This is a genomic window from Lysinibacillus sp. NPDC095746 (genome assembly GCF_044763535.1).
GTDB lineage: Bacteria > Bacillota > Bacilli > Bacillales_A > Planococcaceae > Lysinibacillus.
In genome coordinates, this window is record NZ_JBIWGL010000009.1 from 88205 (window position 1) to 111528 (window position 23324).

The 23324-nt window shown below is 37.9% G+C and carries 20 protein-coding genes, 1 pseudogene and 1 riboswitch; of the genes and pseudogenes, 11 read left to right on the forward strand and 10 right to left on the reverse strand.

All coding sequences use genetic code 11. The annotated features are described in order from the left end of the window. Positions 1-52 precede the first annotated feature (52 nt). Positions 53-760 carry a Fe-S oxidoreductase gene (locus ACIQ7N_RS08990; RefSeq protein WP_402931512.1) on the reverse strand — a complete coding sequence of 236 codons (708 nt, stop codon included), beginning with the start codon at positions 758-760 and terminating at the stop codon, positions 53-55. A gap of 119 nt (positions 761-879) precedes the next feature. Here ACIQ7N_RS08990 and ACIQ7N_RS08995 point away from each other — a divergent pair. The 3 genes and pseudogenes from ACIQ7N_RS08995 to ACIQ7N_RS09005 all read left to right on the forward strand — a co-directional run. Beyond that, positions 880-1116 (forward strand): annotated as a pseudogene (locus ACIQ7N_RS08995) (DUF4395 family protein); the annotation flags it as partial. Positions 1117-1302: 186 nt separating this feature from the next. Beyond that, a complete protein-coding gene (locus ACIQ7N_RS09000) occupies positions 1303-1500 on the forward strand; it encodes a DUF4395 family protein (RefSeq protein WP_402931468.1) in 198 nt (65 codons plus the stop codon). A gap of 693 nt (positions 1501-2193) precedes the next feature. Next, positions 2194-2511 carry a GNAT family N-acetyltransferase gene (locus ACIQ7N_RS09005; protein WP_402931469.1) on the forward strand — a complete coding sequence of 106 codons (318 nt, stop codon included), beginning with the start codon at positions 2194-2196 and terminating at the stop codon, positions 2509-2511. Between the two features lie 62 nt (positions 2512-2573). Here the strand turns inward: ACIQ7N_RS09005 and ACIQ7N_RS09010 are convergent, their stop codons facing one another. The 3 genes from ACIQ7N_RS09010 to ACIQ7N_RS09020 form a co-directional block, all read right to left on the reverse strand. Beyond that, a complete protein-coding gene (locus ACIQ7N_RS09010) occupies positions 2574-3539 on the reverse strand; it encodes a DMT family transporter (RefSeq protein WP_402931470.1) in 966 nt (321 codons plus the stop codon). 90 nt (positions 3540-3629) lie between these two features. Continuing rightward, positions 3630-4859: a peptidase T gene (gene pepT, locus ACIQ7N_RS09015; RefSeq protein ID WP_402931471.1), complete on the reverse strand. Its 1230-nt coding sequence runs from the start codon at positions 4857-4859 to the stop codon at positions 3630-3632. 211 nt (positions 4860-5070) lie between these two features. Next, positions 5071-5721 carry a lysoplasmalogenase gene (locus ACIQ7N_RS09020; protein ID WP_402931472.1) on the reverse strand — a complete coding sequence of 217 codons (651 nt, stop codon included), beginning with the start codon at positions 5719-5721 and terminating at the stop codon, positions 5071-5073. Positions 5722-5885: 164 nt separating this feature from the next. Between ACIQ7N_RS09020 and ACIQ7N_RS09025 the strand changes: the two genes are divergently transcribed. After that, positions 5886-7565 carry a hypothetical protein gene (locus ACIQ7N_RS09025; RefSeq protein ID WP_402931473.1) on the forward strand — a complete coding sequence of 560 codons (1680 nt, stop codon included), beginning with the start codon at positions 5886-5888 and terminating at the stop codon, positions 7563-7565. 65 nt (positions 7566-7630) lie between these two features. On the opposite strand, the gene ACIQ7N_RS09030 is transcribed toward ACIQ7N_RS09025, so the two are convergent. Beyond that, positions 7631-8056: a hypothetical protein gene (locus tag ACIQ7N_RS09030; protein WP_402931475.1), complete on the reverse strand. Its 426-nt coding sequence runs from the start codon at positions 8054-8056 to the stop codon at positions 7631-7633. 304 nt (positions 8057-8360) lie between these two features. After that, positions 8361-9092, reverse strand: coding sequence for a class II chromate reductase ChrR (gene chrR / locus ACIQ7N_RS09035; protein ID WP_248718717.1), 732 nt, complete (start codon positions 9090-9092; stop codon positions 8361-8363). A 354-nt stretch (positions 9093-9446) separates the two neighbouring features. Between chrR and scpC the strand changes: the two genes are divergently transcribed. Continuing rightward, entirely contained in the window at positions 9447-10967 is a 1521-nt protein-coding gene (gene scpC / locus ACIQ7N_RS09040; protein ID WP_402931476.1) for a succinyl-CoA:acetate CoA-transferase ScpC, read from the forward strand. A 134-nt stretch (positions 10968-11101) separates the two neighbouring features. Here the strand turns inward: scpC and ACIQ7N_RS09045 are convergent, their stop codons facing one another. Continuing rightward, entirely contained in the window at positions 11102-12583 is a 1482-nt protein-coding gene (locus ACIQ7N_RS09045; protein ID WP_402931478.1) for a DASS family sodium-coupled anion symporter, read from the reverse strand. Positions 12584-12770: 187 nt separating this feature from the next. Further along, entirely contained in the window at positions 12771-13403 is a 633-nt protein-coding gene (locus ACIQ7N_RS09050) for a glycerol-3-phosphate acyltransferase (protein WP_248718719.1), read from the reverse strand. Between the two features lie 295 nt (positions 13404-13698). Continuing rightward, positions 13699-13811, forward strand: a riboswitch (SAM riboswitch). Between the two features lie 116 nt (positions 13812-13927). Between ACIQ7N_RS09050 and ACIQ7N_RS09055 the strand changes: the two genes are divergently transcribed. The 3 genes from ACIQ7N_RS09055 (at position 13928) to ACIQ7N_RS09065 (ending at position 17835) form a co-directional block, all read left to right on the forward strand. Continuing rightward, entirely contained in the window at positions 13928-15229 is a 1302-nt protein-coding gene (locus tag ACIQ7N_RS09055) for an O-acetylhomoserine aminocarboxypropyltransferase/cysteine synthase family protein (RefSeq protein WP_402931480.1), read from the forward strand. A gap of 346 nt (positions 15230-15575) precedes the next feature. Then, entirely contained in the window at positions 15576-15962 is a 387-nt protein-coding gene (locus ACIQ7N_RS09060; protein WP_402931481.1) for a hypothetical protein, read from the forward strand. An 886-nt stretch (positions 15963-16848) separates the two neighbouring features. Then, the gene (locus tag ACIQ7N_RS09065; protein WP_132363672.1) at positions 16849-17835 is read left to right on the forward strand and encodes a homoserine dehydrogenase; all 987 of its coding nucleotides are present in this window, start codon (positions 16849-16851) and stop codon (positions 17833-17835) included. A gap of 51 nt (positions 17836-17886) precedes the next feature. Here ACIQ7N_RS09065 and ACIQ7N_RS09070 read toward each other — a convergent pair whose 3' ends face one another. Next, on the reverse strand, positions 17887-18117 hold the full coding sequence (locus ACIQ7N_RS09070; RefSeq protein WP_053594071.1) for a MerR family transcriptional regulator: 231 nt from the start codon (positions 18115-18117) through the stop codon (positions 17887-17889). A 644-nt stretch (positions 18118-18761) separates the two neighbouring features. On the opposite strand from ACIQ7N_RS09070, the gene ACIQ7N_RS09075 reads away from it, so the two are divergent. From ACIQ7N_RS09075 to ACIQ7N_RS09085, 3 genes are read left to right on the forward strand one after another with little or no spacing between them, the layout of a single operon-like run. Beyond that, positions 18762-19454: a response regulator transcription factor gene (locus tag ACIQ7N_RS09075; RefSeq protein ID WP_132363670.1), complete on the forward strand. Its 693-nt coding sequence runs from the start codon at positions 18762-18764 to the stop codon at positions 19452-19454. Then, complete coding sequence (locus tag ACIQ7N_RS09080) at positions 19432-19587, forward strand: hypothetical protein (protein WP_274068280.1); 156 nt, start codon at positions 19432-19434, stop codon at positions 19585-19587. Before ACIQ7N_RS09075 ends, ACIQ7N_RS09080 begins: the two co-directional genes overlap by 23 nt. A gap of 15 nt (positions 19588-19602) precedes the next feature. Then, positions 19603-21789: a histidine kinase dimerization/phospho-acceptor domain-containing protein gene (locus tag ACIQ7N_RS09085; protein WP_402931482.1), complete on the forward strand. Its 2187-nt coding sequence runs from the start codon at positions 19603-19605 to the stop codon at positions 21787-21789. Positions 21790-21995: 206 nt separating this feature from the next. Here ACIQ7N_RS09085 and ACIQ7N_RS09090 read toward each other — a convergent pair whose 3' ends face one another. Beyond that, a complete protein-coding gene (locus ACIQ7N_RS09090) occupies positions 21996-23144 on the reverse strand; it encodes an acyl-CoA dehydrogenase family protein (RefSeq protein ID WP_402931483.1) in 1149 nt (382 codons plus the stop codon). Positions 23145-23324: the final 180 nt, after the last annotated feature.

The following is a 23324-nucleotide window of genomic DNA, read 5'->3' on the forward strand; positions in this document are numbered from 1 at the left end:
AAAGCCTTACCTTTTACTTATTGTAAGAGGTAAGGCTTTTTTTAGGAGATTTTTATTTCATCGGGCAAAAGCCACAAGCCATTAAACCAGGGATGTCTTTAGAAAAACAGCATGATTTTCGTACGGGAACGTTCATTAAATTAGTGGGGCTTTGACCTCCTGTATATTGTGCCCACCAAGATTTGTTGGAGAAGCGAGCCCATGTTTTAGGGTCCTCTAAAGCTTCAATATCCTCCATCGCTTGATCAGCAAGTCCAGGATTAGAAAGCAATACATGATAGTGCCAAAGTAGATATCCAAAGAAATTCTCCCAAATAGTAAGAGGGGAAATAGATGTTACTTTACGGAGCTGTTGAACGATAACATGCCCATCATATAGAATGTTCTCAATAACAGTTTGACGTTCTTCCTCCTCGACATAGCGCCAATCGTTAGGGTTAACAAACATTGCGACTGTAAAACTGTCGAACTCTTTTGCTGCATCAAAGCGAAGCTCGATAGGTTTTCCATTCCATACCTCGTCATAGGCAGCAAGCATGTAAAGTTGCATAGCGAAAAACATACCGTAGCGGCGTGCAAAGTGCGAAATAGCGGCTGTTTCTGTTGCTGCCTCCGTTATTCCCATCATAAGGTTTAAAAAGTCAGGATGGTAAAAGTCCTTATGTATATCAGCTAATGTAAATAATGTCCGCTTTGGTTCTGTTGTATAAATGCTATAGGAATTCAATTGTCGAACTTGATCCATTGTTAATGCTGGCATTGTCATCACCTTTTCTTTCAATCTTCTGCTACTTCAATTATAAATTAATCATTTTTGCTTCACAAATGGTATGCAATATAGTAAAATGCATTAAACATATCTGAAAAGTGGGTTTTGAAATGTCACAACCTCATGCAATTCCAAGGCCCCTCGTTCGACTCAATCAATGGACGATTTTGTTAAGTGTCATTCTAACGTGGGTCACGGGGGTCGCTTGGATTTTAGCAATTCCTTTAGTAGCAAATTTACTTGGTGTTTTATGCAATTACAATCCTATTATTCGGGTAGGGAAGCTGTTTCTAAAAAATGCGCTATCTACATATATACCAGAAGGTGCGCAACAGCAAAAATTTAACTTCTTTCAGCAGAAGTCACCTCCCTCTGTAGGTAGCGAGATGAATGCGGGTTTAAGTTACTTTGCAACGGGTATCCAAACATCCGCTGAAAGAAATTAAAGCCTCCGGCGGATGTCATGGAAATCGGAAAGGAGTGCTTTGTGCAAGCACAAAGCCGATTCCGGACGCAATTATGCCGAGGCATAATTGATTTCCAGTATTGCTAGCTTTTGTTTAGCAGGAGGGATTTTAGGTTACTGGCTTAAATGGCAGGTGGTTGGCTATCTCTTTACGGGAATGGTCGCTATAGCTTCATCGATAGCAATTGTAGGCTTTTGTATAGGTTGTTTCTTTCATTTTCAGCTAAAGCAATGGCAATATCGTCGCTCGCTGAAGAAGGCGTAAAAAAAACTTAAAAAATTTTCAGATTAATGTTGACTTTGTAATTGATAATGATTATCATTATCGTATAAAGATTATTCCTCCTCTACAATACAGTGTAGAGAGGATGAACTTTAGCTACTTTTCTCCAGAAGTTTGCTAGTTCATGATAACGCTCCTAAAACCCCCCTCATTTTTTGGGAACGTAAAATCTCTAGACGACTCACTCCATTGTGATTGAGTCGTCTTTTTTTGATTGAAACCGCAATTGTTCCGATTAAACGACATAATATTCCGATAAAATGATAATATGTTCCGATAAATCTTCAAAGCTTTCCGATAAAAATGAAATCCTTATCATACGTGTGGTTGATTTCTGTTCCGGCTAGGCTCCGCTTCGCTTTCGCTCGCTCCAAGGTCTCATCTGTGCAATGAGTCGCTCAACCTCACGCTAATCCTACAAAATATGTAACCTTAGATCATTATACCAAAAATTTCTATTTAATATATAATATACCTTAATGAGGAGGGTGTTTATTTTATGTTCTTTATTAGAAATCTCGAAGGTGGTAATGAAAAAGAGTTTGAGTTCTTTCTAGATATGTTTTATATGAATCTATTCATATTCCTGAGAATAAACCATCAAAAGAAGTTTTACTAAACTCGCCTGGCATAAGAACATATCATGAAGGTTGGGGGAGAAAGGGAGATAAAGCGTTGATTGCCTTTGATACAGAAAATCAAACTGTTGGGGCAGTCTGGTACAGATTGTTTGGCGACAATAATAAAGGCTACGGTTATATTGATGGCAACACGCCTGAAATAGGAATGGCTGTTTCAAAAGAAGTAAGAGGAAGAGGGGCGGGGACTTTACTGATGCATAAAATAATTCAACAAGCAAAGGATGCAGGATACAATACCATTTCACTAAGTGTAGACCTCGAAAATGACACGGCCATTAATATGTATCAAAAAATAGGTTTTAAAGATTATGAAGTAGTAGGGACATCTAAAACAATGATTTACAAATTATAGTGCTCTCTAGAATAAAAAATGTACAATACTAAAAGTAAATTAAGTAATGTACATTTTTCATATTACTGAGTAGGGCTGCTGCTATGAACAGCGCTTTTTTTCCCTAGTATCATCGTATAGTAGCTATGTAGCAGCATGCCAACAATGATGACACCTAAGCCTGCGAGTGCAATTGGATTTGGGAATGCAATGCCGAGCAATAATACTTCACCAATAATGACAAAGAGTATTTCTGTAGATTGTGTTGCTTCGACTGCTGCAAGCTTGCCTTGGTGATCGCGTACACGGTCCGTTGCAATGAAAAATAATGTTGTGGCGATGACACCAGAGCTTATACCAACAAGCAACGATTGCATCACTTGGTTGATGGAAGGTAGCCCAACCGTTGCTAATGCATAGATAGCTAGCATAATCCATGCAGGCATCGAGGCGATAGTCATGCCGAGAACTCGTTGATATGTATCGATGCGTCCGCCACAGATTTCCATCATTTTGCGATTACCAAGAGGGTAGGCAAATGCAGCGATGACAACAGGTAAAATACCAAGCATTAAACTTTTAAACGGAACAGATTGTGCTTGTGGTAGTTGGATAAGTAAAATACCAACTAAAATGACACATGAAATAAGTAATGAAATAAGCGGTATTTTTTGACGTACTGTTTTCTCAGCTACTATTGAAACAAATAGGGGAGCTAGTAATACGCCAGCGACAATTGTCAATTGCCATGTTCCAGAAACGAGCCAACCTGGACCGAACGCTGCTGCAAATGTCAGTGGTGCATAGAATAATACGAATCCAATAAAGCTCCAAAGTAGCCAAGCGACAGGCTGTGCCTTCATTTCACCTGATAGTTTGGAAAAACCTTTTCGATAGAAGACGATCACAAGTAAAAACGGAAGCATGAAGAAATACCGCAAAGATGCACTCCAAAGCCAGCTACCACCTTGCATTTCCATTGCATGATTTAATATAAATGTAACAGCAAAAAAAAGTGAGGCTAAAATGCCTAATGCAATTTCTTTCATTAAAATCACCTCAAAGCCCTTGATGTAATTTGAAATTTCAGTTATTGATTTTTAAAAAATTATGAAGAAGGGGTAGACCCTTCTTCATAATTATTTTACTTGTTGTTCAAAGAGCTGTACGATTTCGATAATAACTTGTGTAGCTTTCTCTATCGTTTCACCAGATACATATTCGAATTTACCGTGCATATTTTCGCCACCCGCAAAAATGTTTGGTGTTGGTAAGCCCATGTAAGAAAGCTGTGAACCATCAGTACCGCCACGGATTGGTAATGTAATTGGCGTAATATCTAACTTTTCCATCGCTGCGCGTGCAATGTCAACGATTTCTTTTACAGGCTCAATTTTTTCGCCCATATTATAGTATTGATCTTCCATTGTAATGCTTAAAGCATCCTCGCCATATTGTGCTTTAATTTTTGCCGCCGCATCAAGCATTAATTGTTTTTTCGCTTCGAACTTTTGACGGTCATGGTCACGGACGATATATGAGAGCTCAGTATGCTCGATCGCACCGTTAAAGCCCATTAAGTGAATAAAGCCTTCATAACCATCCGTTTTTTCCGGTACTTCATCAGTAGGCATTTCATTTTGGAAAGCGATCGCCATGGTGATGGCATTGACCATTTTATTTTTCGCAGACCCAGGGTGTACACTCGTACCTTTTGTCACAACCTTTACGCCTGCAGCATTAAAGCTTTCGTATTGTAGCTCGCCAAGTGGTCCGCCATCCATTGTATAAGCATAGTCGGCTCCAAATGCAGCCACATCGAATTTATGAGGACCACGGCCAATTTCTTCGTCAGGTGTAAACGCTACACGCAATTTACCATGTTTAATGGAAGGATTATTTACTAGGTATTCCATAGCCGTCATAATTTCTGCGATACCAGCTTTATCGTCAGCACCTAATAATGTAGTACCATCCGTTGTAATTAACGTTTGACCTACATAATTTTTAAGCTCAGGGAAATCTGTTGGCGACATCGCTAGATTTTCATTGAGCTGGATCGTTCCACCGTCATAGTTGTCAATGCGCTGTGGTTTAACGTTTGTGCCAGTAAAATCTGTTGTAGTGTCCACATGTGCTAAAAAGCCAATAGTAGGCACTGTTTTATCTGTATTTGCTTCGAGTGTTGCAAATAAATAACCATTTTCATCTAATGTAATGTCAGTTAAGCCTATTGCAGCAAGTTCATCTTTTAGTACATGCAATAAGTCAAATTGTTTTTGTGTTGAAGGAGTTGTTTCGCTTGTGAAATCAGATTGTGTATCAATTTTTGCATAACGAATTAAACGCTCGATTACTTGTTCTTTCATAAGTATGGCCTCCTAATGTGTATGTTTAACTTCTTTCAGCGGGCGCGCAAACATCCACTGAAATAGAGGAACTCAGTCTAAGACCGCCACGTCCTGTGGCAATTATCTGTGCGAAAGCAAAGCAACTACAACACCAACAACACACAACTGAGTGACCAACATCGTGTTGGCCTAAAACCTCCGGACATAATTATCCAAGTCATAATTGTTATTATTGTAACACTTTACTTCGGATTTCGGAATATTGAGAAATGCTTAAGGCAATTAGTATTTGGGCACTGTAATATGTCAGCATAATAATCTCATGTGAACATGGTAAAGGCATAACAAATTTATTAATAGCTAAATAGGAATCTGATGAAATAAAGAGCAGAGCGCCAATCGTTGCAAATGTAGAGCCTGTTCGAATGGCAGTCCAACCCATCGTTAATATGACGGAAATATAGGCAATTACAGCGATACCAAGCACGACTTCTCCTGATGAAAATACAGTACCTGAAATCCACACAGCCATACTTGCTCCGTAAACGAGTAAGACAATCTTCGCCCAAGTCGGTACTTGTCGTTCATTAGTAGAAGAAAAGGCCAGGATATAAAAAATATGCCCGATTAAGAAGCTTGTTAGCCCAATTAGAAACCACTGTAGCGTATAATCGCCGACCATACAAAACACAAGTCCGATGACAATCAGTAGTTGATACTTTTTAATGCCTAAATTTTTTGATGTAGCGGCTAAGATAATGATTAACAGCATTGGAATAACTTTAAAGATAAGTATCAAGCTTTCTGTAATATGGGACAGGAAAAAAACATAATAAAGACCAAACAAAATTATAAATGCTATTAAAAATTTTTTAGACAAATTTCTCATCTCCTTTTCTTTGAAATTCTTTATCTATGTAACAATTTCCTTTATTCTTTTGTGAAGGAAATATACGAGAGGGTACTCATTCATCTTATGTATGAAACTTTTTTGGTATGTAGCCGTAAATAAGGTAGACAGTAAGGTTAGAGAGGGTGAACAAAATGACTAAGCTATTAATAGCTTCAGCAGTCATTGGTCTAATCGCGAGTGTTTTATTAACACCGCTTATAACAAAAAAACGAGAAGATGGCGGATCTAAAAAGGTCATTGGTTACTTCTTTATCAGTGTATTTGTACTAGGGTTTTTAGCTACTGGTGTAACAGTATATGTAACAACAATGGATGTAAACTGGCTTGCTTTTTGGCCCGTTATTATTTTATTAACATTAGGCGGCGCGCTTCTTGCAGGTGGTATAGAAAGAAAAATAAAGGGTGTTTTATTTTTAGCTAGTTTAGGTGTTGCAGTGTATGTATTATCAGCTCCTTTATGGAATGCTAATGAAAAATTTAAATCAGCTGAAATGAAGGAAGAGGTTGAAATAAAACCATTCGATGAAACACAAACACCAGCTAGTGTTCCTCCTAAATTTGCACGCAATAAGATGAAAAAAGCGTTCGGACAAGTACCGAATACAAGTTATTATGAGCTAGGACGCTTACAAATTCAAAAAGTGAATGGTGAGTATGTTTATATTGCCCCAGTTGAGTTTTCTGGTTTCTTTAAATGGATGAACGGTGGTTCGACTCCTGGTTACTTTATGATGAGTGCAACGGATTCAGCGGACAATCCTAAATTTGTTAAGCAGGAAATGAAGTATGTTCCGTCTGCTTATTTAAATTCAAATTTAGAACGTCATATACGTTTACAACATCCGTTCCTTGTTTTTTGCGGAGATGTCCAACTTGAAATTGATGATGATGGTAAACCATACTACATTCGTTCATATGGTGAATTTATTTCTGCGCGTAATGGCTTCGATGTAAAAGGGATTGTACTTGTAGATGCGCTAACAGGAAAATCAGAAGTGATTAAGCTGGAGGATGTCCCAGAATTTATTGATGGAGCGGTTTCTCCAGAGACGGTAAGCTTACAAAATAGTTATTTCGGTAATTATGTACATGGATTTTGGAACAGTAAGTTTGGTAAGAAAGATGTAAAGCTGCCTTCTGATGAGGGAACAGAGGAAAACGTTAGCCCAATTTTTAACGAGAAGGGCGAAATGTATTATTTCACAGACTTTACGAGCCCTAAAGAGGGTGTCGATTCAATGCTTGGCTATTCCTTAACAAATGCACGAACAGGTCAAGCAACCTATTATACTGGAAATCAAGACGCTTCTTACATGGATTCACAAGGTAACTTGCAAATTATCGAGAAGAAATTTATAGAGAAAAAATGGTCTGGAGAAATGCCGGTATTGTATAACTTTTATGGTGAAGCTAGCTGGCTAACAGCGGTACTTGATTCAAATGGTTTCTTACAAAATTATTTCATCGTATCTGCGGCAAATCCTGAAATTTCCGTATATGCGACAACTCCTAAAGAGGCATTAAAATTATATAAAACAGCCTTAAGTCGCGGTGGAACTACAGTCGAAGGAAGTTCACATGCGGAAGAGAAAAATGTAAGTGGAAAGGTGTTTCGCGTTTACAAGGAACGTCTCGGTGACTATACAGTTGTATCATTTTTACTAAATAACGGTGAAAACTATTTAGTAAGCTCCGAAACAGAACCGCTTGCCATTTATTTGCAAGAAGGTGATGAGGTCATTCTCACTTACGGTGATACAGGAGAACAGTTCTTACCGGTTCGATCACTGATTATTAAAGGATTAAAATAGATAATCAATTTGAATGAAGGAAAAAAGACGATCTAGTAGTACTATGCTACGAAGATCGTCTCTTTTTATGTTGGCTGAGATTCCATATAGTGAAGCATCTTTTCCTGGTGGTTAGTAAAAAGTGCTTTTGCATGATCGTTTAACGCAAATATTTCATGTATGTACCCTTGCAGTATATGATGTTCATATTCAAAAGGATGAGAATCTTCGTTTTCTAATATATATGCTAATAAAAGTGCATGTAACACCACGACCTCTAGATTTTGTGTATTTGTAATAAACTTCAAGTTGAGGATAGTAGTGTGGGAAACGAATTGATTCACATAATTAATAGCATCTTTATAAACGACTAAGTCGATATGTGGTTCAAGTCGTTTTCTTAATAAAGTACATTCATTATTTAAGTCTTGAATTTTTAAAAATAGACCTCTTACACTTCGCTTATGTTGTTGTTCTAATGTACGAGCAAGGTGTTTATTGATATAGGACATTTATACATAACTCCTTTTCACATAGCGGTCATCTATTAGTATTAATGGAATTGTTTGAAAAGGAAAGAGTCTTTTTGTTCAATTTATACCTAAATTTAACTTCTTTCAGCGGATTAAAAAACATCCGCTGAAAGAAGTTAAAGCCTCTGGCGGGTGTCATGGAAATCGGAGGAGTTAATAAAGGGTGTTAGCTTAAAAAACATAGCATCCATGGCGGTAACGGCTAACGGGCGGACAATGTAGAAGATGAAAAAAGGGGAGTTACTATCATTTGATAGTAACTCCACATAGTTTGCTGATGAAATTATTTCCAATTGAACCCTTTTTTCGCTAAAAATTCATTAATGTGAGGACGGCGCTGTTCAATTAAAAAATCAGCCATTTGCTTTGTCCAGTTATCAATTTTTCGATTAGATGAGCGATTATTATAGTATGTTTCCATTGTGTCGTTATAAGCTGGTAAAAGCTCCTCGTATTTGTCTGCATTGTATTCATTTTCATGTAATACTGCTGCAACCGGTAAACGAGGTTTCACTTCATTACGACGTGCAGGAACCCCAATTGTTAAGCCGAAAAGTGGGAAAACATAGTCAGGTAGATTGAATAATTCGCTTATTTCTTCAGGCTTATTACGTACGCCTCCAATGTAACAAATCCCATATCCCATAGATTCCGCAGCAACGACAAAGTTTTGAGCGAATAATGATACATCAGCTACTCCAACAAGTACGTTTTCTGCTGAATCAGCCACAATATCGACACCTTCTAATTTACCTGCCGTTTGCAGACGCTTGAAATCTACACAGAAGACAAAGGCACCGCCAGAAGTTTCGTATTGACGAGGATTACCAGAGAGTAACCCTAATTTTTCTTTTTTCTCTGCATCTGTTACCCAAATTACACTATAAGCTTGTACGAAATGGGACGTAGCAGCCATTTGTGCAGTAGAAATTAATTCTTCTATAATTTCTTTTGAAATTGGATTTCCATCATAAATACGAACCGAGGAGTGGTTCCGTAATAATTCTTTAACCATTTATAAAATCTCCTTTTCCCCTTTATATATCAAGAGCATATCACGCTTTTTCTTCAAAATCGAATTTATCTCCCTTCAGGAAATATTTTTGTAGTGAATGCACAGCGACAGCTACAATTACACCAAGGCAAAATTTATAGAAGGTGTTGAAAATTATTTTTAAATAATTTGAGAATGCATAAAATTTCTCGTAATATAAAATATTTTGTTAGTTATAGATTAAAAATTCTAAATAGTTTAAAATTATATATGGACGGTTTATTTGGTTGGATTTCTAATAATTGGATGACTATACCATAAGGATTAAACCGAGTAATGTAGTTAAACAAAATAAAGCGGGATGGAGGAAGAGGGATGGCAGAAAAGTTGGCGAAAAAGCTTCGTAATGAACAGCTAAGGAGCAAGGTTGTAACAGCAGAAGAAGCAGCATCTTGGATTAAGGATGGTATGGTACTTGGGATGAGCGGGTTTACACGTGCTGGTGATGTTAAAGTGGTGCCCCTTGCACTTGTGGAGAAAGCGAAAAAAGAGAGCTTCAAGGTAGATGTATATACAGGTGCATCGCTTGGCCCGGAAGTTGACCAATACTTAGCAGAAGCTGGCGTTATTCGTAAACGTGGACCTTTCCAAGCAGATGCCGGTATTCGTAATAAAATCAACAGTGGCGAAATTACATTTGTTGATGCGCATTTATCACATAATGCGGAGCTAGTGCGCCAAGGTATTATTGGTCCTATTGATTTTGCGATTATTGAAGCGGCTGCTATTACAGAAGACGGCTTGCTAATTCCTACTACTTCAGTTGGCAATTCTCCTATTTTTGTGCAAGAAGCAGACCAAATCATCATTGAGTTGAACATAGCTCAGCTTGATGCATTAGAAGGTGTCCATGATATTTTTGTACCGGGACAACAGGGGAAACGTGATCCGATTCCGTTACAACACGTATCCGATCGGCTTGGCACAATTGGTATACGACTAGATTTAGATAAAGTAAAAGGCATTGTGATTTCAGATATTTTAGATGCACCATCAACGATTGTTCCTGCAGATGAAGAAACAGGTATTATGGCCAATCATTTATTAAACTTCCTACGTGAAGAAATTAAAATAGGTCGTTTAACAACAAGCTTAAGACCCATTCAATCAGGTGTAGGCTCAGTAGCTAATGCTGTTTTATTAGGCTTTAAAGATTCTGAGTTTGAGAACTTAGAAGTATATTCAGAAGTACTGCAAGATGCCGTATTCGAATTAATTGATGCAGGGAAGGTAAACTTTGCATCTGCTACTTCTATTACCCTTTCTGAGGAAGTTGGAAACCGAGTTTATGGTAATTTTGAAAAATATGCAGATAAACTAGTATTACGTCCGCAAGAAATTTCTAACCAACCAGAAATTATTCGCCGACTCGGGTTAATTTCTGTTAATACAGCGCTAGAGGTAGATATTTATGGGAATGTGAATTCTACGCATGTTTCTGGCACAAAAATGATGAATGGAATTGGCGGCTCCGGGGACTTTGCACGTAATGCGAGATTAGGTATTTTCGTCACGAAATCATACGCGAAAGGCGGAAATATTTCTAGTATCGTTCCAATGGTCTCACATGTAGACCATACAGAGCATGATGTAGATGTAATCGTCACAGAGCAGGGAGTAGCAGACCTACGTGGACTTGCTCCAAAAGAACGGGTTGGCCTCATTATCGATCACTGTGCACATCCGGAATATCGTGAGCAATTATGGAAGTATTTTAATGATGCCAATGAAGCAACAGGTGGACACCATACGCCACACAATCTAGAAAATGCGCTGTCATGGCATGTGAATTACGCAAAAAATGGTACGATGAAGAATCCCGCTTTATCGAAATAATAAAGTAATAAAAGCCTTGAAGGACAGTTGACTTGTTCCTTCAAGGCTTTAAATTTGAGAAAAATATAATCCAAAAGCATCCTCGAGAAGTGATTAGGTAATCCCCTCAGTTGTTTAAAAAAACCCCTGGCTTCTCACAGTAAACCAATCCATTTCCAATAGGTTGCAGAAAATAAAAGAACTAGAATGTATCCAATAATCGTTAATGGAATCCCGGATTTTAAGAAATCTTTTGTTGTAAAGGCTCCTGTCCCATACGCAAGCATATTTTGCGGTGCACTAATAGGTAAGAGGAAGCCGAAGCTAATAACGAATTGTTGTACGATAACGAAACCAACCTGATCGACATTAGTTGTTAATGTTGAGGCTAAAACGATGAATACCGGTACAAGCGCAGATGCTAGGCTTGTTGCACTCGCAAAGCCTAAATGAATAAGAATATTAAATAAAGTAACAAGCGCGATTGTTGCAAGAATTGGCATAGAATCTAAACCAAGTGAACCGAATACTTTATCAGATAACCACGATGCACCTTTTGTATTAAGCAAGACAGTGCCTAGCATAATTCCTACAGCGAAGACGATAATTGTCCCCCAAGGAATATGTGGTTCAACTTGCTTCCATGAATAGACTCCGATTTTGGGCATTAATAAAATGGCGATTGCAACGATTGTGACAGTTGTCGTATCGAATGGGTGAAGTTTGCCCTCAGCAGCCCAGAGAAATAGTAAAACTACTGATGTTATGATTAATCGAATTTCAGGAGCCTTTAACGGACCAAGTTCTGCAAGCTGTTTTTTTATTACTTCTCTACCACCGGCAATATTACTTGTTTCAGGCTTAATTAGTGTAATCATAATGAAAAATAGAGCGACTGACATGATGATTGAGAAGGGAGCTGCATAAAGTAACCAAGCACCCCAAGAAATATCCACACCAAATTGTTCTTTGATGAAGTTTAAAGCGACCATATTTTGAGCTGCTGCCGTCTTTATACCAATATTCCAAATAGAGACAGCTTGCACAGAGGTAATGACAAGTAGAGCAGCAAGTCGACTATCACGTGGTAAACCAAATGCTGCTACCATCCCAAGTAGTATTGGCACAACTGCGCCTGCACGTGCAGTAGCAGAAGGGACAAAGAATGCGAGTGCAATAGATACTAAAATAGCACCGAATACAATGGCTTTCGTTTTTGTCCCTACGAGTGAAAGGATCCAAAGCGCAAGTCTTTTATGTAAATTGGTAATCTGCATGGCTGCCGCTAGGAAAAGTGCTGCGGCTACTAGTGCTACTGCTGAATTACTAAATCCACTTAATGCTAATTTTAATGCATCCGAAGTGCCTAGCTCTCTCGTTGAATCTTCCATTGATGGAGCTAACCCTAATAAGATTGTAACGAGAGCAATAATCATAGCAGAGCTAACGGGATAGGATACTGCTTCTGTAACCCAAAGGATGACCGCAAAAGCTAAAATAGCCAAAGCGCGTTGTCCGGCTATAGGTAAATCGCCGTTGTTAGGTAAAAAAGTGATGATGATTAATGAAGCGAAGGCTAATCCAATCCAGAGTGGTTTCAAATTACGTTTTGGTTTTGCTTGTTCAGAAGTAGACATACTTTTTCATCCTTTCTTAAACATGACTATAATTTTCACATCGGCTAGTAAAATGCTTTATGAAGAAAGTTAATTTGTCTATTTATTGTAAAAAAACTAGTATGTGAAATACCCTCTATATATAGCGATAATGGGAAGTTGCGAGAAAATTAATGGTCATAGAAAAGACAAAAATATCCAAAAGATATTATTTTTTCTTTTTGAATGCTGAAGTCACTTTAGGCTCAGTTCCTAGCAGCAAGCGCTTAATATTTTCGATATGCAAAATGATGGCTATACCAAAAAGTAATAGGGCTATAATCGTTGGGACTGTTCCAGGAATCCATAAATATGTGGCTATACAGAAAACGAGATAAAACTCAAGTACACCGACAATTAAATAGTTCGTTACGAAAGATAACATAACAAATAAAATGAGTGCAAATAAGCCAATTGTCCAATCAATTGCAAGTAATATCCCAATGATTGAAGCAGTTCCTTTACCGCCATTGAAGCCCATATAAAATGGGAAATTATGACCTAGAATGACACCAGCAGCTGCAATATAAGTAAAGAGCCAAACTTGTATTTCTGTTAATTGTGTTATATCTGCTAAATAGGCATGTGCACAGATTATAGCCGCAACGCCTTTGCCGATATCGATCAGTGCAACTAATATGCCGTATTTCCAGCCGAGGGAAAGTGTTGCGTTAGAGGCACCTGCATTGCCATGACCAGTCTTTTTTAAATCTACCCCAGATAAAAACTGAGCAACTTTAGAGCCGTGAATACAGCCAATCAAATAACCAACAAGAAGAAAAATAATAACGGCTTTTATCATAAAAATTCTCCTTTCAAAATAAAATAGGCTCGTCACTAAAAGTTAGGAATGACGTTTGGTATAACAAATGCCCTAAAGTTGATTGGAGTGAGACTGGGCGCCCCTAGGAGAGCACATAGTCGGAACTGTAATCAACCCCACATTTTGTGATAAAAACTATAAATATCAAAATAGTGTATGCGTTCGTATTACGTAAAAAAGCAGACGGAAGTTTCAGAAAAAATAAAATTTTAGTATTGACAGTGAAAAAGTCTATGTTTATACTGTGTAACAACGATGGAAATTGAATCTCATACTCTTATCAAGAGCGGCGGAGGGATAGGCCCTATGATGCCCGGCAACCAGTAAGTGATGAACTTGCTAAGGTGCTAATTCCTACAGATTCTTATTGGATCTGGCAGATAAGGGGAGGAAAACTTGCAACCGCAACCCTCTTCTTAGCTGAAGAGGGTTTTTGTTTTCTACTAAAAAATCCTCCTCATCTCCGGTACCATCGTAAAAAAATAACCATTTGGAGGTATACAATGACAAAATTTAAACCAGAAACATTGCTGTTACACGGTGGCCAAGAGCCAGACCCGGTAACAGGATCACGAACAGTACCGATATATCGCTCAACGGCTTTCGTTTTTAAAGACACTGCTCATGCGCAACGTCTTTTTGCCTTAGAGGAAGCGGGCAATATTTACACACGAATTACAAACCCAACTGTAGATGTTTTTGAAAAACGCGTCGCTTTATTAGAAGGCGGTACAGCAGCAGTAGCACTTTCATCTGGTGCAGCAGCTATCGCATTTTCCATTTTAAATCTTGCAGGGGCAGGCGATGAAATCGTTGCAGGTAGCTCTTTATACGGAGGTACTTATAATTTATTCGCCAACACACTACCAAACTACGGTATTAAAACGATTTTTGTAGACGAAACAAATCCAGAAAATTTCCGAGCAGCTATTACTGATAAAACAAAGGCCGTGTTCGCTGAAATTTACGGTAACCCAAGTTTAAAGGTACTAGATATTGAAGCAGTAGCAAATATAGCACATGAAAACGGCTTGCCATTAATTATTGATAGCACATTTGCTTCACCATATGGCTCTACACCAATTGACTACGGTGCGGATATTGTTGTTCATTCCGCAACAAAATGGATTGGTGGCCACGGAACAACTTTAGGTGGTGTTGTAGTAGATGCAGGGAAGTTTGACTGGACTCGTGGCCGTTTCCCAGGTTTTACTGAGCCAGATGCTTCTTATCATGGTTTACGTTATGGTATTGACACAGCAGAGGCAGCATTCGCCACAAAATTGCGTGTGCAATTACTACGCGACTTTGGTCCAACATTAAGTGCAGATGCAGCATTTAATTTATTACAAGGTTTAGAAACGCTTCATTTGCGTATTCCTAAACACAACGAAAATGCATTAGCGGTAGCTGAATATTTACGAAACCACCCATCTGTGGAATATGTAAATTACAATGGCTTAGAAGATTTCCCTACCCATGATTTAGCTAAAAAATATTTAAAAAATGGCTTCGGTTCAGTGCTTACATTTGGTATTAAAGGTGGACGTGAAGCAGGGCGTAAATTAATAGATAGTGTGAAATTATTCTCGCACGTAGCAAATGTAGGGGATGCAAAATCATTAATTATTCATCCAGCATCTACTACACATCAGCAACTATCTGCTGAAGAGCTAATCCAAACTGGCGTAACCGAGTCGCTCATTCGCTTATCCATCGGTTTAGAGGCAGTAGAGGACATCATTGAAGATTTAGAACAAGCTATTGAACAAGTAACAGCCTCACAACAAAAAGTAGAAGCTTAATAAAAAGGACTTTGTTGTAGTGTTGACGTATTTTCTCATTCGATAGGCCTCATTTGGTCATGCGTCAAAGGTTGCTACATCATCCGCTCGCCTCATTTGGTGAAGAAGCTGGAAATTTAATACCTAGTAACTTGATAAGTATTATTGACTTTCTTAAATCCTTGTTTTATACTAGGAAATAAGAAAAGTGTTCGAAGGGCTACCAACCTAGAACCAATGTTTTCAATTAATGCTTAAACTAATTTAGTTTCATAAGTGCTCCCCCACTTTTGAATAGATGAAGAGGAGTAGTTACTCAGCCAGTAGCTACTATTGCTACAAAACTGATGATAAAGGAGTGTTTTAAATGGGAAATGTGTATAGTGCGCAAAACATTGCATCTTATCTTATTTATGAATTAAATGAAGGTCATGTGTTTGTGAACAACATGTCCATTCAAAACATACTTGCGTCAGTTGAACGTAAATGGCAAGAGAACTTTGGACATTCTGCTTTTAATGAAATGGTTTATGTCAAAGAGGAAGGCTATACAGTAAAAGAAGTTTTCGAAGCTTATGAAAGCTATGGAGCAAATCATATTCCTCTTCCTGCGACAGAGTATTATTTAAAATACGGTACATTCCAATTAGTTGAACGTACGTATGCAATACCAAATTTTACGCGGGAGGAAATAGGATTAGTTCAACAAGCTTTAACACAATATCGTTATAAATTGCTAGCCAACGCTAGTTAATTATCCCTCATATTTTTAGCTCATTCTCTGCTGCTACAGGGAATGAGCTTTTTAAATTAGACTTATGAAAATATACAGAAAAAATTTTTATTAATATATTCAAAAGAACAATTTTTATGAATGTCTTTACATACATATATAATAGAAGAAAGGCATTTGTTTTTTTAACTTCTTTCAACAAATATATTTGTAACGGAAGCGCTGTTACAAAAGTCTCTCACATTTATAGTTGGTGAGATTAATGCGTAGTTAAGTTTCTTTTCAGTAGGTTTGCAAACATCTGAACCTGTCGCTACGCTTTTGGTACAAAAGACATTTGCTGAACTAAAGGACGCCATGTCCTGTGGCAATTTATCTATGCGAAAGCGACAGCAACAACAACAACGACTGAGTGAACATCATATTGGTCTAAAGCCTCTGGCGGATGTCATGGAATCGGCTTTGTACCAGCATAAAGCCGGTTCCGGACGCAATTGCCGAGGCATAATTGATAAAGAACAGTCAATAATTGTTCCATCATTATAGTTCAAGTGAAAAATCATATAATAAAAGGGATGAAAACGATTTCTTTTGCACGTCTACAGAAAACAAATGTCCATCCTAGAAAGATTTTTCTTGTGCAATGTAAGTATTTACGTTACAATTTTCTTTAAGTTGAATTTTGAATTATTTGAATTTGTGTGTGTTTCAAAGGTTTTTTATTTTCGTTCAGAGTAGCGAAGGTTAGATGACTTAACCTAAATATCTGTTTGAAAACGAAGTGTTAGAAACACGGCAAATTGACCTGCTTTATAAAGTCGGCGCACAATTCAAAATATGTACGAATTAAGCTGAGACGAAATAAATTTAATGAAACTGCGGAATGTAAGTTGGAGGGAATACAACAATGGCAACTATAAAGGCAGCTATATTAGGATTTGGAACGGTAGGTCAAGGAATTTACCATATATTAAACGACAAGCGTGAAGAGCTTAAAAATAAATTAGGAATTGAGCTAGAAGTAGCAAAAATTTTAGTTACTGATACTAGCCGTGAACGTGTACCAGGCACAGCGCATTTAATGACAACTAGTATGGATGAAGTATTAGCTGAACCAGGTATGCAGGTTGTTTTTGAGGCGATTGTCAATGAGGAGCCAGCATTTACTTATTTAAAGCGCGCTGTTGAACATAAATGTCATGTCATCACCGCTAATAAAGTAATGTTTGCAAAACGAGGCTTGGAGCTACAGGATCTTGCAAAAGCAAACGGTGTTTTTGTAGGCTTTGAGGCAACGACTGCTGGCGGTGTACCAGTTATTAAAACGATGAAAAACATTTTGCTTGTCAATGATGTTAGTCGTATTCAGGGTGTTTTAAATGGGACATCCAACTATATTTTAACGAAAATGCGTTCACAAGGCTGGTCGTTCGAAACTGCATTAAAAGAAGCGCAAAATTTAGGCTATGCAGAGGCAGATCCATATAATGATATTTCAGGACAGGATGCCTTTAAAAAATTAATGATTTTAAGTGCTTTGGCATTTGGAGAACAACCAGACTGGGCTGACGTCGAAGTAGTAGGTATTGATAGTATTTCGGCGGAGCAAGTAAAAGAAGCATGTGAAAAAGGCTTGCGTTACCGCCACGTTGCTGAGGTTGAGAAACTAGCAGATGGTAAAGTGGTCGCAAAGGTTGGCCCGCAATTAGTTGATAAAGAACATCCACTTTATCCAGTTGATGATGTCAATAATGCTGTGGCATTAGATACTAATTATATTGGCACATTGACGCTAGTTGGACCTGGGGCAGGTATGTATCCAACAGCTAGTGTAATGGTTGAGGATTATGCGGAAATTATCGGTAAGCGAGCTGGATTTGTCGTAACAATATAATAGATGCCTATCATTCAACAATGTTCTACTTGTTTGAATGATAGGCATTTTTTAATCCTCATCTTTAACATCGATATCCTCTGGAATAGGTGTATTCCGCCAAATTTCTATTTCCTCTTTAATGCGATCTAACTGCTCAAAATAAGTGCTAAATTGCCCGCTATTAATTAGTATTTGGTCACCGTCGTATACTGAACGAATACGGCCCTCGTAAACTAGGCGAAGAACTTGATCCTCTGGCATACTAAGTTCGATGGCTGTTTCTTCAATTGTTTTATACATAAATTTCGCTCCTTTTATTGTTTTTATTATAACCTCCCTTTAATAGAAAGCCTACTATGGGTTAATAAATGAAAGAAAAAGGAAAATGGTAATTGTTTGATTTTGGATAAATCTGTATTATTAATGTTAATGAGTTGTGACGGTTACGGGGGCAATAATGATGATTAGCTATTACCATTTTGCAATGTAAAATAAGCTGTCTGAAATGTTCAAGGAAATGGACATTTATTCAAGGTCTTTTTTTCTCATCGATTCGTCTTACAGGTGTAGCTATTGGAACCATTTTATCGTTTAGTAGCTCTCTCCTGTCTTTTGTGATGCTTTAGAAAGGGAACTTTGGAAATCTTGCGGGGAACACCAACTATGTAAACAATGGGGAAGGGGCTAGACTAGCCTTTTCTGCAGGTCTTTTCTTTGACATATATATTGCCCTGTATTGGAGTGGCGTCTAGCCGACTCCTTGGGGATGGGAACGAAGGCTAAAACGATCACGTCCTGCGATAACGGCGAGCATCCTTTTGTGAATTCCTTTTCGATTCCGTGACACCCACCAAAGTTAAAACCTTAAGAAATTCTTCATTTTTATACTAACTGGTTTTTAAGATTTAAAAGGTACACTATTAAGTGAGAGCGAGGTGTATATCATGACGAAACTAACAGTTCTTGTAACAGACGATGATCAAGATATTCGTGATGGTATTGAAATTTATTTAAAGAATGAAGGCTACAATGTCATTAAAGCTGCTGACGGCTTAGAGGCACTCGAAAAATTAGAAAACAATGAAGTACATTTAATTATTTTAGATATTATGATGCCAAATATGGATGGAATTACAGCGACGTTTAAAATTAGAGAAGAGCGCAATATTCCAATTATTATGCTTAGTGCAAAGGCGGAGGATGGCGACAAAATTCATGGCTTGTCTGTAGGCGCTGATGATTACGTCACAAAGCCTTTTCATCCGCTAGAGTTGTTGGCTCGAGTAAAATCTCAGCTGCGACGTTATGTACAACTTGGGACGTACAATGAGGGAGCAGCAAAGGTGGAAATCGACGGACTTGTATTAGATGAAGATGCAAAGGAAGTCATTTTAGAAGGTGAGCCTGTTCGATTAACACCGATCGAATATAAGATTACGGAATTATTAATGAAAAATGTAGGGCGGGTATTTTCGATAAGAGAGATTTATGAGCGTGTGTGGAATGAGGAGGCTTACAATGCAGAAAATATTGTGGCTGTACACATTCGAAAAATACGTGAAAAAATCGAAGCAGATCCGAAAAATCCACGCTATTTAAAGGTGGTGTGGGGCGTTGGCTATAAAATGGAAAAATAAAATAGAGCAGTATGTTACAATTGCAGGGTTTGTAGCAGGGGTTATTGGACTAATTTATTTCGGTGTGTATGCCTACCAAATAGTAACTTCACGCTCTTCGGGGATGTTACAATTACTGGAGAGAATTTTTTAGAGAGGAGTTAAAAGTATGTTAAAAAATTGGAAACCTCTTCTCGTTCTTTTATGTTTAATCTGGGTAATTTTCGGTATATTTACGTTCTCTAAGATCGGGTACCAATATATTGGAAAGTCGTATTTTCAATCTGAAAATTTCCAGCATGAACTTGATAATTTTCAGTCAGAATTAGGACCATTAGTGTTGAACATGCCAATAGCTGAGGATTTGAAAAGTAAAATTGTGGTTACACAAAGTGAAATAGAGGAACATCGTAATCGCTATGGAACATTAGGAGAACAGATAGATAGTATTAAAACTCAATATGAAGGACGTATTCAAGAAGCTGCTAATGTAAATGCAACAGAATTAAAAGCCAAGCTTGAGAAAGAGCGTGATGCAATAATTAAAGATATTACGGGTAATTTCGAGGATGATGAGCATGTCCGTGAAAAAATTCTAGCTCAAAAGGAAGAGCTTGTTGATCAATATATAAAGGCAGCAAATGAAGAAGCAAAGAGTTTTGCGAAAAATTATAATTATTGGTCTTATGAATTAACGAACATTGAAACAGGCAAAACATATCGTTCCGGTGATGTTTCGGATAGTAGTGCGTTTAAAATTAAGTATAACGGACAACACCCATTAACTGCTTGGAATATAAGTGATAATTTAAGCTACCGGGCTGATAGTTACGTGGATATAGAGGATTTGAGGGAAAGTTCTGATTACACTGGTATCGTAACCATTTCAAAAAAATCAGCCCAAGAAGCCGATATCTTGGGAGGATATGACGATTTTACACGCAATCAATACATGTTCTACTTTATATGGCTAACGAGTATTGTGGCAGCTATTTTTGCATGGAAAGGGCGTAAAGAAGTACTGCAGATGGTACAAGGTTTAAAGGAAAAAGAAGCTCTTGCAAAGATGAAAATTGATTATCCAATTGGATTATTAATAATAAGTGCATTCATATATTTTATAGCATCTGAAATTGCTTTTGAGTCGATTGAGTTTGTTCCGTATCAATCTAACTATGTACATTACTTAATTAGTTTGTTGTTTAAAATAGGTGCCTTAATCATTATTGCAATGCTGTTCTTTGTACAGCTTATTTGGTTGTATGATCGAGTGAATACAACACAGAAATTAAAAGAAGACTTAAAAGCTAGCTATTTATGGTCACTTGGCGGATCAATCACAGATTTATTTATAAATCGTTCCATAGCATTACATTCCATTGTAATGATTGGGGCAGCGTTTTTCGGTGGTGGCAGCCTTGTTGCTACAATGGCAACAGGTGGCGGATTCCCCTTTTTAATGTTGGTTATCTGCGCAATGATCGGTATACCAGCCATGATTCTCTTCCTTTCTAGAATGGGCTATTTAAACCGAATTTTGAAGGACACGAAAGATATGGCAGAAGGACGTTTAAATCGCGATGTCAAGGTAATGGGCAAATCACCACTCGCTGGGCATGCAGAAAATCTTAATCATTTAAGGGAAGGCGTACGCACGTCTATGCATGAACAGGCAAAAAGTGAGCGTTTAAAAACAGAGCTTATTACGAATGTTAGTCACGACTTACGCACGCCGTTAACATCTATTATTACGTATACAGATTTATTGAAAAATCCTGATGTTACAGAGGAAGAGCGTAAGCAATACATTCATATCCTTGATAAAAAATCAGAACGTCTAAAATTACTGATTGAAGATCTTTTTGAAGTGTCTAAAATGGCGAGTGGGAATATGGAGCTTCATCGCACTCGAGTTGATTTAACCCAGCTTATACAGCAGGCGGTAGGGGAGCATGAGGAAGATTTAGCACAGGCGCATTTAGATTTACGCATGACAAAACCACATGAGCCAATCTACGCATATGTGGATGGACAAAAATGGTGGAGATTAATCGATAATTTAATCGTTAATGTGTTGAAATATGCATTAGAAGGCACACGTGTTTATGTAACATTGAAACGGACGGCAGAAGGTGATGCTGAATTCACTGTGAAGAATGTTGCAAAATATGAAATTAGCGAGAATGCTGATGAGTTATTTGAACGCTTTAAGAGAGCCGATGCATCACGCCATACAGAGGGCTCAGGGCTAGGCTTAGCCATAGCACAATCCATTGTAGATTTGCATGGTGCTCGTATGAGTATAGAGGTAGATGGAGATTTATTTAAAGTAATTGTTCGAATCCCAACAGCATAGACAAAAAAGCAGCGGCAAACATTTTGCCGCTGTTCTTTTATTTTGAAAAACAGATTTGGCCGATCTATCCACGGTTATGGCGTTTCTATCCACGACTTTGCCGGTTCAATCCGTCGTTTAGGCTATAACATCCGTCGATACGGCACTTTCATCCGTCACTTCAACACCTCGTTTCGCCGAAGAACCTTACTTTGTTTAATACCTAGTTATAGTCCTAAATTCTTGGCAATAATCACTTTCATGACTTCGTTAGTACCTGCATAAATGGACATGACAGGAATATCTCGATATCTTCTAGCAATCTTGTATTCTTCCATATAACCGTAGCCACCATGTAACTGCATGCACTGGATAGCAAGCTCGCGTGCATTTTCCGTTATCCAGTATTTTGCCATCGAAACTTTTGTCATAACATCATTTCCTGCGATATGTTCCTCTATTAAAGATTCTAAAAATGATTTGCCTAGTTCAATTTTTGTTGCCATTTCAGCTATTTTAAATTGTGTATTTTGGAAGTCACTAATTGGTTTCCCGAAAGCTTTGCGTGATTTTACATAATTAATTGTTAAGGCCAGCATGTCCTCAGCAGCCGTTTGCGCAGCGATGGCTACTGCTAGACGCTCTTGTTGTAGCTTTTCCATCATATAGATAAAGCCTTTACCTTCTTCGCCAAGGAGATTTTCAACAGGTACGCGACAATCCTCAAAAAAGAGCTCTGCTGTGTCCTGCGCGTGCATGCCAACTTTTTCGAGTTTGCGACCTTTCGTGAAGCCCGGCGTCCCGTCCTCGATGACAAGGAGGCTAATACCGCGATGTTTTTTTTCGGCCTGAGGATTTGTTTTTACAGCAACGACTACTAAATTTGTATGAATACCATTTGTAATAAATGTTTTTTGCCCGTTGACGATATAGTGATCGCCATCACGAATAGCAGTTGTTTGAATGTTTGCCAAATCCGAACCTGTACCTGGCTCTGTCATAGCAATGGCAGTAATATTTTCGCCTGTAACGCATTTTGGTAGCCAGCGTGATTTTTGCTCATTTGAGCCGTATGCTTCAATATAAGGAACGACAATATCGTTATGCAGACCAACGCCAATAAGGCTCGAACCTACACGCTCAAGCTCTTCTTGTATAATAACGCCAAAACTAAAATCTAGTCCGAGACCGCCGTATTGTTCTTCTACTTGAGGGCATAGATAGCCCATTTCTCCAAGCTTACGCCAAAACTCAAGTGGAATAAGATGATCTTTCTCCCATTGTGAATAATATGGTTCAGCTTCTTCTGCTAAAAACTTACGTAAGGTTTTACGAAATAACACATGCTCTGTTGATTCAAATTTATATTTTGCCATGAACAACACCCCTTTTTTCTCCCGTATATGCAAATTTTTTCTTGCAATTACAATGTTACTTAAAAATTCAGAAAAATTAAAGTGTATTATTCATAGGTGCTTTCTTAGGTCTCATTGTAAACCAGAAGAGAGCCTAGATTACGATATTGTCACCTTTCTAATTAAATTGTCATGTAAATC

Bases quoted from the DNA above. Each gene is read 5' to 3' on its own strand.
- ACIQ7N_RS08990 (WP_402931512.1), bottom strand. From the start codon at position 760: ATGCCAGCATTAACAATGGATCAAGTTCGACAATTGAATTCCTATAGC.
- ACIQ7N_RS09010 (WP_402931470.1), bottom strand. From the start codon at position 3,539: ATGAAAGAAATTGCATTAGGCATTTTAGCCTCACTTTTTTTTGCTGTT.
- pepT (WP_402931471.1), bottom strand. From the start codon at position 4,859: ATGAAAGAACAAGTAATCGAGCGTTTAATTCGTTATGCAAAAATTGAT.
- ACIQ7N_RS09025 (WP_402931473.1), top strand. From the start codon at position 5,886: ATGACTAAGCTATTAATAGCTTCAGCAGTCATTGGTCTAATCGCGAGT.
- ACIQ7N_RS09030 (WP_402931475.1), bottom strand. From the start codon at position 8,056: ATGTCCTATATCAATAAACACCTTGCTCGTACATTAGAACAACAACAT.
- chrR (WP_248718717.1), bottom strand. From the start codon at position 9,092: ATGGTTAAAGAATTATTACGGAACCACTCCTCGGTTCGTATTTATGAT.
- scpC (WP_402931476.1), top strand. From the start codon at position 9,447: ATGGCAGAAAAGTTGGCGAAAAAGCTTCGTAATGAACAGCTAAGGAGC.
- ACIQ7N_RS09045 (WP_402931478.1), bottom strand. From the start codon at position 12,583: ATGTCTACTTCTGAACAAGCAAAACCAAAACGTAATTTGAAACCACTC.
- ACIQ7N_RS09050 (WP_248718719.1), bottom strand. From the start codon at position 13,403: ATGATAAAAGCCGTTATTATTTTTCTTCTTGTTGGTTATTTGATTGGC.
- ACIQ7N_RS09055 (WP_402931480.1), top strand. From the start codon at position 13,928: ATGACAAAATTTAAACCAGAAACATTGCTGTTACACGGTGGCCAAGAG.
- ACIQ7N_RS09060 (WP_402931481.1), top strand. From the start codon at position 15,576: ATGGGAAATGTGTATAGTGCGCAAAACATTGCATCTTATCTTATTTAT.
- ACIQ7N_RS09065 (WP_132363672.1), top strand. From the start codon at position 16,849: ATGGCAACTATAAAGGCAGCTATATTAGGATTTGGAACGGTAGGTCAA.
- ACIQ7N_RS09070 (WP_053594071.1), bottom strand. From the start codon at position 18,117: ATGTATAAAACAATTGAAGAAACAGCCATCGAACTTAGTATGCCAGAG.
- ACIQ7N_RS09075 (WP_132363670.1), top strand. From the start codon at position 18,762: ATGACGAAACTAACAGTTCTTGTAACAGACGATGATCAAGATATTCGT.
- ACIQ7N_RS09085 (WP_402931482.1), top strand. From the start codon at position 19,603: ATGTTAAAAAATTGGAAACCTCTTCTCGTTCTTTTATGTTTAATCTGG.
- ACIQ7N_RS09090 (WP_402931483.1), bottom strand. From the start codon at position 23,144: ATGGCAAAATATAAATTTGAATCAACAGAGCATGTGTTATTTCGTAAA.